Annotated in this window: 11 protein-coding genes; 2 read left to right on the top strand and 9 right to left on the bottom strand. The window is 45.5% G+C overall.

From position 1 onward, the window contains the following. The 5 genes from ala to ABIL00_02545 are packed head-to-tail and all read right to left on the bottom strand — an operon-like array spanning position 1 to position 5,266. Positions 1-987 carry an alanine dehydrogenase gene (ala, locus tag ABIL00_02565; GenBank protein ID MEO0109655.1) on the bottom strand — a complete coding sequence of 329 codons (987 nt, stop codon included), beginning with the start codon at positions 985-987 and terminating at the stop codon, positions 1-3. 19 nt (positions 988-1,006) lie between these two features. Beyond that, entirely contained in the window at positions 1,007-2,251 is a 1,245-nt protein-coding gene (locus tag ABIL00_02560; protein ID MEO0109654.1) for a pitrilysin family protein, read from the bottom strand. Beyond that, positions 2,248-4,338, bottom strand: a complete 2,091-nt coding sequence (gene pnp / locus ABIL00_02555) for a polyribonucleotide nucleotidyltransferase (GenBank protein MEO0109653.1) — start codon at positions 4,336-4,338, stop codon at positions 2,248-2,250. Before pnp ends, ABIL00_02560 begins: the two co-directional genes overlap by 4 nt. 13 nt (positions 4,339-4,351) lie before the next feature. Next, entirely contained in the window at positions 4,352-4,621 is a 270-nt protein-coding gene (gene rpsO / locus ABIL00_02550) for a 30S ribosomal protein S15 (protein MEO0109652.1), read from the bottom strand. Further along, on the bottom strand, positions 4,622-5,266 hold the full coding sequence (locus tag ABIL00_02545; GenBank protein MEO0109651.1) for a hypothetical protein: 645 nt from the start codon (positions 5,264-5,266) through the stop codon (positions 4,622-4,624). 76 nt (positions 5,267-5,342) lie between these two features. Between ABIL00_02545 and mnmA the strand changes: the two genes are divergently transcribed. Then, a complete protein-coding gene (gene mnmA / locus ABIL00_02540) occupies positions 5,343-6,413 on the top strand; it encodes a tRNA 2-thiouridine(34) synthase MnmA (protein ID MEO0109650.1) in 1,071 nt (356 codons plus the stop codon). Here mnmA and ABIL00_02535 read toward each other — a convergent pair. Then, positions 6,404-6,613, bottom strand: a complete 210-nt coding sequence (locus ABIL00_02535; GenBank protein ID MEO0109649.1) for a hypothetical protein — start codon at positions 6,611-6,613, stop codon at positions 6,404-6,406. The genes mnmA and ABIL00_02535 overlap by 10 nt on opposite strands. Positions 6,614-6,995: 382 nt before the next feature. Here ABIL00_02535 and ABIL00_02530 point away from each other — a divergent pair, with 382 nt between their 5' ends. Continuing rightward, positions 6,996-8,210: an MFS transporter gene (locus ABIL00_02530; GenBank protein ID MEO0109648.1), complete on the top strand. Its 1,215-nt coding sequence runs from the start codon at positions 6,996-6,998 to the stop codon at positions 8,208-8,210. Here the strand turns inward: ABIL00_02530 and ABIL00_02525 are convergent. From ABIL00_02525 to ABIL00_02515, 3 genes are read right to left on the bottom strand one after another with little or no spacing between them, the layout of a single operon-like run. Then, on the bottom strand, positions 8,207-10,240 hold the full coding sequence (locus ABIL00_02525) for a clostripain-related cysteine peptidase (GenBank protein ID MEO0109647.1): 2,034 nt from the start codon (positions 10,238-10,240) through the stop codon (positions 8,207-8,209). The two genes, ABIL00_02530 and ABIL00_02525, sit on opposite strands and share 4 nt — an antisense overlap. Before the next feature lie 54 nt (positions 10,241-10,294). Then, a complete protein-coding gene (locus ABIL00_02520) occupies positions 10,295-11,353 on the bottom strand; it encodes a PorV/PorQ family protein (GenBank protein ID MEO0109646.1) in 1,059 nt (352 codons plus the stop codon). Positions 11,354-11,363: 10 nt separating this feature from the next. Continuing rightward, the gene (locus ABIL00_02515; GenBank protein ID MEO0109645.1) at positions 11,364-14,315 is read right to left on the bottom strand and encodes a hypothetical protein; all 2,952 of its coding nucleotides are present in this window, start codon (positions 14,313-14,315) and stop codon (positions 11,364-11,366) included. Position 14,316 lies beyond the last annotated feature (1 nt).

Genomic DNA, 14,316 nt, shown 5'->3' with positions numbered 1-14,316 from the left:
TTAGATGATCTCCCATTCCTTCCCAAATTTTTTCTCCTTTGCCTTCTTATAGACATAATCGGCGGTGACGAGATCTTGGATTCCTAAACCGGTGGAATCAAAAATGGTGATCTCCTCCTCCTTCTCTCTCCCTTTAATCTTCCCGCAGATCAGATCTCCCAATTCTCCTCTGATATCCTCTTTTTTGATCATCCCCTGGGCATAAGGGACATTTACTTCTCCGGAATGGAGCGCCTGTTCCCAATCGTCAATAAAGATTTTGGCCGCCAAAAGGATTTTTGGGTCTAATTCCTCTTTTCCTGGAGCATCCGCCCCAATGGCATTAATATGACAACCGGGTTTTATCCATTCCGATTGGATGATTGGTTTTCGTACGGGGGTGAGGGTGCAGAGGATATCACAATCCCGAACGCATTCCTCCAGAGAGGCGCTCGGAATAATTGGGATGGAAGTAAAAGTTTTCGCCTTCTTGATAAAATCCACCATCCGCTCTTCGGCAACATCAAATATCTTAACCTTCTCAATCTGAGCAACCGCTAAAATCGCCTGTAATTGGGTCTCCGCTTGGACGCCGCAACCAATTAGAGAAAGAATTTTACTCTCTTTTCGGGCAAGATATTTTGTCGCCACACCCGAAGCCGCGCCGGTGCGCATTGTTGTAATCCAAGTGCCATCCATTATCGCGTAGGGAAAGCCGCTCTTCGGGTCAATCAGAATAATCGTCGCCATCACCGTTGGTAATTTATAATTTTTCGGGTTTTCAGTATGAACATTGACAACCTTCACCCCGGAAATATCCAAAGAGGTGATATAAGAAGGCATCACCCGCAAGTCGCCGGCATACTTTTCGTAGAAGAGATACATTTTCGGAGGCATCTGGACGTTACCCAACCCCTTCTCCCGAAAGGCGGTCTCGGTTGCTTGGAGAGTGGCTTCCATATCAAGAAGCTCGTAAACTTCTTTCCTACTGATGAATAAGACCTTCATCTTCCCTCCAGAATATTTATCATTTTTCTAAAAAAGGCTCTAACTCCTTCTCTCTGATATTGCCCACCGCGGCAATCACTAAGGGCGGAGTGAGAACCTCCTTGACTAAAAAATTTACTTCCGCCAATTCTACCTTCTCGTAATTGTTAAGAATCTCCCCCAAGGTTAGAGTCTCCCCAAAGAGCAACTCGCTGCGCATCAGGGCAAAAAGTCGGTGGAGGGGACTCTCCTGGGAGAGGATAATAGAACTTTTTGTTAAATTAAGAGCCACCGCCATTTCCTTAGGCGAGAAACCATCTCGGTAATATCTTTCTCTCACCTCGCTCGTAATTTTTAATGCCTGGGGTAGATCCTTCTGGTTGGTGACAAAATAGATACCAAAAAGGACACAATCGGAATAAAAATCAATAAAGGAAGAGATTTGGTAAACCAAACCTTCCTCCTCCCGCAAGCGTTGAAAGAGGGGAGAAGAGAGGGCACCGCCAAAAGCGGTATTTAAGACCGAAAGGGCATAGCGCTGCTGGGGGTGAATGAGAACCGGTTGGGCAACCACCACATGGACACTTTCCAACTCCTTTCGCCTCTCAACCCGCACCCTTCTTTCCGGAAAACTCGGCTTCTCCCTTTTTCGGAAAGAGATATCTGCTTTGCTATCGCCATTGCCAATTTCCCATTCTTTTTGGCAAAAGGTCTTATCGCCTACCAATACTAAAATGATCCTCTCTTTTCGGTAATTACTCCCAAAATAAGAAAGAATCTTCTCCCGAGAAAATTTTTTAACCGTTTCCGAAATACCCGTAATGGGACGCCCCAGAGGGTGATCGGGAAAGAGAGTTTCAAAGAGGATGGAGAATACCTTATCCTCGGGATCTTCTTCTGCCTCCCTTATCTCCTGGAGGATAACCCTCTTTTCTTTTTCAATCTCCTCTTCGGGGAAGACCGGAGAAAAGGCAACTTCCGATAAGAGTTCTAAGACCTCTTCTGTCTTTTCTTTCAAGAACCGGGCATAAAGACCGGTCGCCTCCCGGGCGGTGAAACCATCAAGATGGGCGCCTAAGGACTCAGCAGCTAAGGAAATCTCCCGAGCCGACTTTTTTTTCGTTCCCTTAAAGAGGGTATGTTCAATAAAGTGGGTCATCCCGTTGTTTTCTTTATCTTCGTCCCGTGAACCAAAATTGAAGATAATCCCCAAAGCCGCAGAGGGAAGGAATGGGAAATCCTCCTGAATTATCCTCAGCCCATTAACCACCTCTTTCCGAATCATCGCCGGAAATTTCTTCCTTCCGCCTGTTTCTTAGAGAGGTTGATTCGTCCCATCTCATCAATCTTAATTACCTTCACCTTCACCCGATCACCAACCTTTACCACCTCCCGCACATCCCGAATTCTCCGGTCGGAGAGTTGGGAGATGTGGCAGAGCCCTTCTTTACCGGGTAAAATCTCCACAAAACAGCCGAAGGGGACAATCCGTTTCACCACCCCCAAATAAATCTTCCCCACTTCCACCTCGGCGGTGATTGCTAAAATCCGGCTTTTTGCCTCTTCCACCTGCTTTTCTGCTGGACCGGCAATCTGAACTAAGCCATCGTCCGCAATGTTAATCTCCACTCCGGTCTCTTCAATAATCTTCCGGATCACCTTTCCTCCGGGACCAATCACCTCCCCAATCTTCTCCTTTGGGATTTTGAAGGTGACAATTCTCGGGGCATATTCGGAAATTTTTTCTCGGGGTTTGGAAAGGGTCTTCTCCATAATGTCAATAATAAAATGGATCCCTTTTTCCGCCTTTTTTAAGGCTTCGGTTAAAATCTCTAAACTGACCTTCTCTGTCTTTAAGTCAAGTTGCAAACCGGTAATCCCTTTCCTAGTGCCCGCGACCTTAAAGTCCATATCCCCGTAATGGTCTTCCTGACCTAAGATATCGGAAAGTAAAACATACTTATCCTCTTCTTTTATTAAACCCATAGCGATGCCCGCACAGTGACTCTTAATCGGTACCCCGGCATCCATTAGAGCGAGACAAGCGCCACAGACCGTTGCCATAGAAGAACTCCCATTAGATTCTAAAATATCGGAAACGACCCGAATGGTGTAGGGGAAGGAATCTTTTTCCAATAAAACCTCCAAACACCTCTCCGCCAAAGCACCGTGACCAATCTCCCTTCTTGAAGGACCACGGAGTGGCTTCACCTCCCCCGTAGAAAAAGGGGGAAAGTTATAATGGAGCATAAAACTTTTGGGAATCTCACCGGTGAGGGCGTCAATAATTTGCTCGTCTTCTTTGGTTCCCAGAGTGACAACCGCCAAACATTGGGTCTCCCCTCGGGTAAAGAGACAACTGCCATGCGTCCGGGGAAGGATGGAGACGACACAAGATATCGGACGAATCTCCTCCGGAGTCCGACCGTCAATTCTTATTCCCCGGTTAAGAATCTTCTCCCTCATATTCCGGCGCAGGATCTCTTCCATCACCTGTCTTATCTGCTCTTCTAAATCTAAAAGATTAGGGAAAGAATTTGCCAATTCTTCCTTAAACCGGTGGAAGAGGGCATAAAGGTACTCCTCCCTTTCCGCTTTCTTTGGTAACTCATTAGCCTGGCAAATCTCCTCCTCCCTCTCTTTAATCCACCTTGCCAACTCCGGATTAACCTCCGGCAGAGAGAAGATCCCCTTTTCCCGGCCGGAAAGAGAGACGAACTCCTCTTCCAATTCACAAATCTCTCTTATTACCTCAGTAGCAAGCCGCAGCGCCTTCTCCAGATCGGAAATAGAAACCTCTTTTCCTTCCCCTTCCACCATCAGAATAGAATCTTTAGTGCCAGCCACTACCAAATTGAGATCCGCCGAAGGGAAGGAGGAGACCGCGGGGTTAACAACAAAATCCGAACCAAACTTACTAACCCGGCAGGCACCAACCGGCGTATTAAAAGGTAAGGAAGAGAGTAAAAGAGCCGAAGAGGCAGAAATTATCCCAAGAAAGTCCGCGGCATTTTCTTGGTCAAAAGAGAGGAGGAGAGAGATAATTTGGGTCTCGTAACAGAAATTTTTGGGAAAGAGGGGACGGAGGGGGCGGTCAATGAGGCGGGAGGTTAAAATCTCCGTATCGCGGGGTCTCCCCTCCCTTTTGAAAAATCCCCCGGGAATTTTTCCCGCGGCATAAGAAAATTCCCGATAATCAACGGTTAAGGGGAGAACCGAAACGAACTTCGTCTCCTCCCGCCGAAAATTGACGGTGGAAAGGACAATCGTATCGCCGTAGCGAATTAAACAACTCCCTTCGGATTGTTTGGCTAAATTTCCGGTCTCCAAAATAATCTTCCGACCACCAATCTCTCTTTCTACTTTAACCATTGAAAAACGTTATCTAACCCCGTAAGCCAAGTTTTTCTACAATCTTTAGGTAGCGCTCTTTATGATGCCTCTGGAGATAATTGAGGTGGCGCCTTCTCAGATTCACCATCTTTATCAAACCGATTCGGGAATGTTTATCCTTCTTGTGAACCTTTAAGTGTTCGGTCAGTTGGTTGATCCTTTCCGTAAGGACCGCAATCTGAACTTCGGGTGAGCCGGTATCACTTTCATGAAGTTTAAACTTTTCAATTATTTCCTTCTTTTTTAACTTTGAAAGCGGCATCTATCCCTCCCTTTTCCAATCAAAGATAAATTCGGTATAAGAATCCATATCTCCCTCTTTATCAACTAACTTTACTAAGCCAATCTCTTTTACTAACCAGAAGGAACCTCTAATCTCCTCTTCTTCCAAGGTGTAATCAATCCTTTGCGCGGTGTCAAACTTCTCCTCGCCAACTCTTACGGTATCATCTCCGAAAAGGTGCGCATAATAGGAATGAGGTTCATCCCGGAGGAGAAGAAGGTAAAAAGAGACCATCCGCCAAACCCTCCCTTTTTCTAAGGGTAAAGGAAGAAAGGTATCAAAAGTTACCCCTAAGGAATCATACTGGAGGATACCTGCTTCCTCTAATCCCCAGAATGAGACCCAAGAAGAAGTATCCCCCTCAACAATCAATTTCCCAAAAACCCGGTAGAGTTCCCTACCGCCTGAGGAATCTTTGGCGGTAATTAAAATTTCTACTTGACCCTTTTCTAAGGTATCAACTTCCCCTTCGCTCCACTCTGAGGCAGAATATTCATAGACCCACCGATTGCCAACCGCCAAGGGGAAATAAAAAGTTCCTCTATTCTTCTCCTTTGGGCAACTAAGGAAAAGGCAAAGTAAGAAAAGGACACCTTTTCCTATTTCAGTCTTATCTTTTTTCATATATTCTGTAATATAATTCAAAATCGGCTCTCTGTCAATCTCTTGACCTTAAAGAAACTATCCTTATCTTTTTGGGATGAAAGAAAGGGTCTATTGCCTTATGTCCGGGGGAGTTGATTCTGCTACCGCCGCCTATCTTTTGAAGGAGATGGGTTATGAGGTAGTGGGGGTCACTCTCCTCCTATGGGAAGGAGAAGCAGGGGGAAAGTCTTGCTGCGGGCAAAAGGCAATTCGGGATGCTGCGGCTTGCGCCGCGGAAATAAGAATCCCCCATCTCACCCTGGATTTAAGAGAAGAGTTCAAAAAACTGGTGGTGGAAGATTTTTTAATATCTTACCTCTCCGGAAGGACACCCAACCCTTGTATCGTCTGTAACCAAAAAATTAAGTTTGGTAAGGTATTAGAGCGTCTGGCACAACTCTTTCCGGATGAGGCGGGATACATTGCTACTGGTCACTACGCCCGGATTGAAAACTCTTTCCTAAAAAAAGGAAAGGTACTAAAATACGACCAATCCTATTTTCTCTATGCCCTACCCAAAGAGAGACTTAAAAGAATCCTCTTTCCCATTGGCGATTACGGAAAGGAAGAGGTGAGAGAGATTGCCCGAAAGGCAAATCTTGTCACGGCGGAAAAACCAAAAAGCCAAGAGATCTGTTTCATCCCCGATGACGATTATCCTCGATTTCTATTAAAATTTTACCCGAACGCGGCAAAACCGGGTCCGATTTTGGACCGAGAAGGAAAAGAGATTGGGCAGCATAAGGGGATTATCTATTACACAATTGGCCAGAGGAGAGGGGTGGGTATCGCCAGGGGGAAGAGATTATATGTGATAAAAACCGATCCGGTAAATAATACAATCGTCTTAGGGGAAGAAAAAGATACTTATGGGAAAGAGGCTCTTGTCTCCCAATTGAATCTATTTGTGGAAATTCCTGATGGTTTAAGGGCGAAGGCAAAGATTCGGCATCAAGATAAGGAGAGTTGGGCAATAGTTAACTGGTTAGGAAAAGACCAGATTCTGGTTAGATTTGAGGAGCCAAAATGGGCAATCACCCCCGGCCAATCGTTAGTCCTATACGATAACGATACAGTTCTGGGGGGAGGCGTAATTCAAGACGAGTTTGGAAGGCTTCAAAAGTGAAGGAGATTAATCACGCCAATTATAAATTCGGCTAAGCCGACATTTACACTCCCCGTTAGACTATCAATTGGACAGCCGATTGAATCTCTAATTAGATCTCCAATCATCCTTCTTATTGCCCCTACTTTTATTCCTCTTTTTAGCTTTTTGATTAAACCTGAAATTAAACCAATTATTAGACCATTATTTAGACTTTCCATTAGAACCCCGATACCATCCCCTGTATGCTACACCCCTTTTTATAAAGATAAACCCCTCCTTTCTCATAAAATTCTTCTCACTTAACTCAAGTTTTATTTTAGACCTATTTCTCCACTAATCTCTCCCTAATCTCCCATAGGACCTCCCTTTAAGAGTTTATAGACCTTTCTGCCAAAGGCATAATCGGCAAAGTGATAAATAACCGAAATCCCCTGCTCTTCAAGAATCTTTTTCATCTCATATCACGCCTCTCTTTTCGGGGTTGGGATGAGAACCCAATACCCCTACATATAAATAACGGAAATACCCCCCATTTTCTGACACGAAATTTCCCCTTAATTCCATTTTACTTTTAGAAAAAATTGGTTATAATCCTTTTTCGTGACAGCAAAGAGCATTGGAAATAGGCTTGGGGCTTTAAGTTATAAAAACTTCCGCCTCTTCTGGTTTGGACAGATAATCTCTTTAATCGGAACTTGGGTGCAGAATGTTGCCCGCAGTTGGTTAGTTTTACAATTGTCCAATTCCCCTTTTATCTTAGGCTTAGTGGCTTTTATCGGCTCTATCCCAATTCTCATCTTCTCCCTCCTCGGTGGTCTCTTTGCCGACCGGGTCTATAAACGCAACCTCCTTTTATTCACCCAAACCACCCTCACCATTTTGGCTTTCCTCCTTGCGGGATTGGTCTACCTCCAATTGATTAGAGTCTGGCACATTCTCATCTTAGAAGCACTCGCTGGGATGGTCTTTGCCTTTGATGCTCCGGGTCGTCAATCCTTTGTTAAGGAACTGGTTAATAAAGAAGACCTGATGAATGCGGTTGCTTTAAATTCTTTAATCTTCAACTTGGCAAGAATGATTGGCCCAGCCGTGGCTGGTCTTTTAATCACTACTGTGGGTATCGCTTTCTGCTTTTTAGTTAACGGTTTAAGTTTCTTACCCGTGATTTTTGGTCTCATCTTCATCCGCACAGCATTTCTACCGCCGGAGAAGAGTTCTTACAGTAAAGACCTAAAAGATGCCTTCCGTTATATTCTAAAAAATAGAGAAATTCTTTTATTAATTCTTATGGTCGGATTTTTGAGCGTCTTTGGGGTTTCATTCTTAACCTTAGTCCCGGTATTTGCTCGGGATATCTTGCGGGTTGGGGTTAAGGGTTACGGGATGATGATGTCCGCGGTTGGTTTCGGTTCTCTCTCCGGAGCCAGTCTTTTAGCCATCTTAGGAAAAGATCTAAAAAAGGGGAAAGTTATCATCATTGCCAGTTTCTCCTTTGCCCTTTTTCTTCTCATCTTCTCCTTCCAAAAGCTCTTTCTCCCCTCCCTCTTCTTACTCTTCGGTCTCGGCCTCTGGGTGATTATGCAAAATGTGACCGTCAATACCATTCTCCAAGAAGTCGTCCCGGATAACCTCCGGGGGAGGGTGATGAGTTTCTACGTGATGATGTTTATGGGGATGTTCCCGGTGGGGAGCCTTCTGGCGGGGGCGGTTGCTCAAAAGTTCGGAGCACCAGTCGCCACCGCTTTCGGCAGCATTGTGATTCTTATCTGGTCCTTGTATGTCAGCCTCGCAAAATTGTTGCCCCAAGAAATCTAAAAGCCTACTTTACATATCTTTCCCCCTCTCCCCTTTTTGCTTTTGAGAAAATAGATGCCCGGAGGAAGTCTTCTTCCATAACCGTCCCGACCATCAAAATAAATTTCCCTTTGGGAAAAAGAGAGCCGCCGTCTAACCCTGCCCAAAATGTCAACTATCACCAAATCCCCCTTCTCCTCCCCATCCAGGAATATCCCCGTTTCCGAAAAGAAAGGCGAGGGGAAAGAGAAAGGACGAGCAGGTTTTTCTACCTCCTGGGTAAGGAAATCGGAAAGGAAACCTCTATTGCCACAAGAATCTTCGGGGATGAGAAAGAAATGGTAGATTCCTTTTGGTTGATTAAAGAGGACAAAAAAGGTATCTTTAAGCACCAAACCGTACCTTCTTAATTGGGAGAGGGAAAGAACGGTAATGTCGTCAATGAAGACCCCAAGGAGATTTCGGGTGCTATCCGCTTGGTAGCGAAATCCTAAAAAGAGATTGGGGGCGGGAGGAAGGAGATAAGAGAAGAGACGCCAGGTTAAATTCCTTCCGTATAGGGAATCTATCCTTTCCCAATTCTTACCATCCCTTGAGATTTCAACATATAATATATCCCTTTTTCTTTCGCCATCAAAGTACTCCTCTTCGGTTTCGTAATACACCCAGAAGAATAAAATCCCCCCCTCGGGCAAAGAGAGTGCCTCCTTTAACCTTAAACTGCTCTCCCGATGATTACCGATCCCCGAGAAGAAGGAGAAAGGCCGGGAATGAGCCCGACCGGAAAGGGTAAAATCTCCCTCCCATCTGTTTAAGTCATTTGCGGAATCAAAGAAGATGGTTTCCGAAGCGGTAAAAGAATAGAGGTGGTAGTTAACCGGAGCGAAGTCAAAGGAAGGTTGCCAAGAGATGACAAATTCGTTCTCTTCGCCTACCTCACTTTTCGTCAGTTTACTTGGTGTCGGTTTTATATCGTCAATCCCGTAGTAATAGTAGAGGAAATGCCCCCAGAAGGACTCTTTTGAAAATTGTAAGGTGAGGTAATCCCTATACCAGCGCTTAAACTCCCCATAGGTGAAAGGAAACCAAACTCCAAGACCCGAGACTTCTTCTTTATTGGTGGCAATGAGTGTCTTTCTTAATTTGGTTTCCATCCCCAAAATTTTTAAGAAGTAAAGAAGGTCAATATGACAATCCTGGGGAGAGGGAGGAGCCTCCTGGAGGGGATAGGTGAGGCAGAGCCTCCTTTTTGCTTCTAAAAAAAGTCTCTCCTTCCTTCTCAACTTTTCAGTCAACTCTTTCAGGTTAACCTTTCTCAAAAGGGATAAATCATAAGCGGAATAAGTCCCCTCCCCCCCTTTCCTTTTAATTAGGTCAATTAAAACCCGAGCCAACTCCTCCGCTTTGATTTTTGGGTTCTTCTCCAAGGTATCCAAGAAACCTTCATAGTCCCAGGCAACGATGGGGATTAAAGAAGGAGAAGCAAGACAAATTTGGCAATAGTCCTTTATTTCGCTTAGAACTTCAATCTCTCCCATCAGGCAGGCATCAAAGAGAACGATTGTGATCTCCTTACCCAAAATCTCCTTTGCCCTTCTTAAAAAATCTTTCAAACCTCCCCCGGCTACGCCAACCGAATTTCCGGATGAGGCATCATAAAGAATTGCCCGCTGAATGAGAGGAAAAACTTCTGGATACCAGCCATTGCCGTGGTCATAGAAGATTAAAATATACTTCGGGGCGGGATAATTTTCCCGACAGAAGGTGATAAACTCAGAAAAGAAATTTATATCTGCCAAATCCCTTTCCGGGAGAGAAACTTTTAAGTGCTTCTCCCCGGAAAGAATCTCATAAACCGCAGGCGGAGAAGAAAGGTAATCAATTAGAGCCACAATCTTTACATTCGGATTCCTGCCAAAGCGACTCATACTTTCTAAAAGACTAGCCGCGGCTTGGGAGAGACCATTATCGCCATCCAAATAAAAAATTACCGTCCACTCCGTAGCCGGCAATAGACCAAAAACTAAAAGGAAAAGGAAGATTCTTGCCATTTAAAAAAAGGGCGGCCGGTTTTACCGACCGCCCTCTCCTTTTCGGGAATTAGATTAAAACCCGATATTAAGCGTGAGCCGATGAGAACCGGAAAGGAACTGGTTGTGGCGGTAGTTGTAGTTCAAAAGCCAAGAGAGATTCTCCCCGGTCTTGAAGGCTAAACCCAAACCACCCGATAAACCGGTAAGCGGACCAACCCCTTTTTCGGCACTGCGGTAGGTCTCACTGGTATTTAAGATATAACCACCGCGCAGAAAGAGGAGATTCCCGATATTATACTCCAAACCGAAATTGAAGGTCTCGTTGATATCGTTATAGTGGACAAGGTCCAAACAGGAGACCAACTTCTCCCTCTCTTTATCAATCAGGTTGTAGGCAATCCCGAAACGGAAAATGGTCGGGAGGGCAAAGGGGGTTGTCTTATACCGAACCGGAACCTCTTTACCCGTCACCGGATCCTTTTCAATCCGGTCCAATTGCCTTCCGGAAAAAGACATCTCCTGACCGAAGTTAGACATAGAAGCACCAAGCCTTAAAGAACGGAAGCCGGTATTGTAGTGTAAACCAAGGTCTAAGGCGATACTGGAAGCGACCATATCCCAAATCTTTTCGTAAATCCCCTTCACGGTTGTCCCAAAGGATAGTTTGTCGGTAATCATCCGGGCAAAAGAGATGCCAAAGGAGAAATCGGCACAAGGGAAGGTCATAAGTAAAGAGTCATCTTCCCGCACCGGTGTTCCCAAACTATCAACCCGATAGTATTCTAAATCGCCAATGTTTAAGGCGCAAACCGAAAGACCCAAAACCCCCAGCCCGGTGATCGGTGTGCAGAAAGAGAGGTAGTTATGGGTAACATCCGCAAGCCAATCAATGTAGTTAACCATTATCTCCCGCTTGGTGAGATGGGTGAGACCACTCGGGTTATAGAAGATGGCAGAAGGATCATCGGATAAGGCAACAAATGCCTCTCCCATTCCGGTAGCCCGACCAACCCCAATCTTTAAGAAAGGAGCGGCGGTCGTACCCCTTTTATCAAAGGGTTCCTTCTCCTCCTGGGCGAAGGAGAAAAGGAAAAGGGTAATTAAAATTAGAATTAGTGTTCGCTTTCTCATCTTAGCCTCCCTAATAGACAACCGCAAACTTTCCCACATATTCGCCAATCGCGGATTCCACATAGAAGATGTAAACACCAGAGGCAATCTTCTGGTCGTGGGTATTTAAAAGATTCCAGGTCGCAGTGCCACCAAAATCTTGGGATTCGTGTTCAATGATCTTCACTAGATCCCCCGCCATATTATAGATCCGAATCTTGCATTTATTCGGAAGACCGGTGAAGGCAATCTTCCGGGAAAGGGTTGTCTTCTCCCACTGGTTGGTCACAATATACGGATTGGGCACAACCTTCACCTTAAACTCTTTTTTCGTTAGGGTGTCAATTATTGCCGCCTTGGTCTTGATCTCCCATTTGGTATAAGAGAGGGCACAACCATAACTCTTATTAGAATAGACATACCAGGTATCGCCCGGTTGAATCAAGGAGTAAAGATAACGGGTCAGGGTATCACCACCACCCGGTCGGAATTTAATATAGCCACCCGGTAAATAGATCGCCTTCTCGTTAATCCTTAAAGTCGGGGAAGGGATAGCGGTTGGACCGTACTGGAATGCCCAACCATCACCATCCTTAATCCGATTTCCGGTATAACCGGAGAGCGGGGTATAATTAACCAGGGTGTCGTTTGTCAGGTCATAAACATCAAGGGTTAAGGAATCACCAACCCGTTTCCAGACTAATTTATAGTCACTACCCCGAAATGCCCACATTAAAGGTGCCACGGAAACCACTTTCAGTGTCTCTACGGGATAGAGCCCCTTCACTTTGATACTATCAAAGGGATTAATCGCCGAGTCTAACTCAAAGGTCAGTTTCGGTTCAATGCCAAAGAAATAGGGAATATTGTAAGTTCTAATTTTGCCGGTTGTATCATAGAATAACCGAATGGTATCTAATAGAAGGATGGTATCATTTTTCTTAGTTAAGAGCGCCCGGTAGATAGGACCTTTCATGATTGTATCATAAGCCGGAGAGATGAAATGTAAGAGATATTCCTCATCTCTCACTTCCTTAGGATTGGTTTTTAGAATCTCAAATTTTGCTCGGGTATTATCTTTATCACCCCTCACTTGTTCTATCTCCCCCTCCGGCGCTAAATAGTTAGCCGCTTCCTTTCTCGGAATTGCCATCTTCTCCTGAATTCCCGCTTCCAAGACCAATCTCTCGCCCCGCATAAAGTTGTAGTCAAAGGCCGTAACCGCATAGTAGTATTCCAGCCCATTTATCACATCCTTGTCTTCATAAGAGTAGAAAAGACCCTTATCATTCGCCCAGGTATAGATACTCTCTACCTTCGTTGTCTCACCACCCACAACCTTATAGGTGATTGCCGTATCCGCCCATCTTATCCCATTCTTCAAATCGCAGATGGCAACCTGCGACCAGTTAATCCCATCCGTTGACTTATAGACCTTATAACCTTCAAAGTCATACTGCCGATAGGTCGGGTCAGTTCTGGATGCGATCCGGTAGAATGGATCAGGCACCCTCTCTTTGGAATTATCCCAAACCACAGTCACCTTCTTATCCCCTGGGACAACCCAGAAATTAGGCACTAACGGTGCCGCCGGTAAGAGCCAGTTATTGTCATAAACCCTTTGCGCCTCTACTGATGCCTTAGCCAAATCCCAGGTATCCCTCTGGTTCGCCGGTTCACCTTCTTCTCCGTATTTGGCACAGATTACCGCCAGCATCAAAGTGACCGTTGATTCCGGTAGTAAGGTGAAAGGTCCGGAAGATTGTAAAAATCTCTTATCCGCAGGGGTGGCATCATCATCGTCATAAGGGTCGTATTGGGGTGGTCTTAAATAATGGGTATAGCCCGCCATCGCCAAATACCTTTCTGGGTCATTTCTCGGGTCGTTTTCAATCGGGAAGAACTTACAGGCGGTCATTCCCAACTGTTCAATCTCCGAGAAGTCACGCCAAGCCGGAATCCCATCGCCATCCGCATCAATGAGGTGCGGGAAGTTATTCGTGATATAGGCAGAGTCAAGTTCTTCCCGGTCAACTAAACCATCGCCGTCATTATCAAGACTGTCATCTAAGGCATAAGGGGTCTGTAAGAAGTCATAGGCGACCGCACCCGGTGTCCCCCTTTCCCAGAAACGACCCGGACTCTCCCGATTGTCATTGTCATAAATCCAAGCCAAGTTATCAACCCAGACGGAATCGGTCCTTGCCTTATTCCAGACGTATCTCATCGGCCTTGGTGGCGTCACCCTCCTATCCACCACCATCCCCATCATATCATCGGAATATTGCCCGACATCCGCATCCAAGACCACACCGACATAACACTTCTTCAAGGTCTCACTTGTCACATTCCTTAGGTCATACCGGATGAAGATCATATCCCGGTTCGTGGGCAAATTCCAGACATAACATGTCATACTGATATCAACCCCAATCGGTCTTGTATCACCCGGGTCGTGCTTTTTTGAATCGTGGTCGGAAAAACAGGACCAGGCATCCTGAATTGATAAGGTCTCCTGGGGACAGAAGACAATCGTATCTCCCGAAGAGGTAGTAACCGTAAACTTATCCTTTGGTGGTGGCCAATCCGTAGGGAAGATATAGATTCTATAATCCAGATCACCCTCATAACCACTAGCGAAGTCTTTTTTAATCACCGGCACCATCTCGCTTGCCCCGGAGTTCGGATTGTAGCCATAGGTGACACAGGTCTCCCCCGTTGCCGAGATATAACCAAACCAGATACCAGCCCCAAAGATATAGAAGTTTCTTAGTGGCTTAGGCCAATAGCCACCCGCCTGGTCAGTTCCAGTACCGACATCAATCCCGAACCTCCCGTCGTTATAGATGGGCATCACAAGCCGGTTGGCATTGAGCCATTTCTTATCGTAGATTTTCCGTCCTTGGCTACTCGTAACACTTCTCGCCAGGATAAATTGGCAGGCAATTAAAGAGAGAACTAATAAAATTTGCCCCTTTTTCATA

It is taken from the genome of candidate division WOR-3 bacterium (genome assembly GCA_039801905.1).
In the GTDB taxonomy this organism is placed as follows: domain Bacteria; phylum Hydrothermota; class Tepidihabitantia; order Tepidihabitantales; family JBDRVQ01; genus JBDRVQ01.
This window is presented reverse-complemented; position numbering and strand designations above follow the sequence as displayed.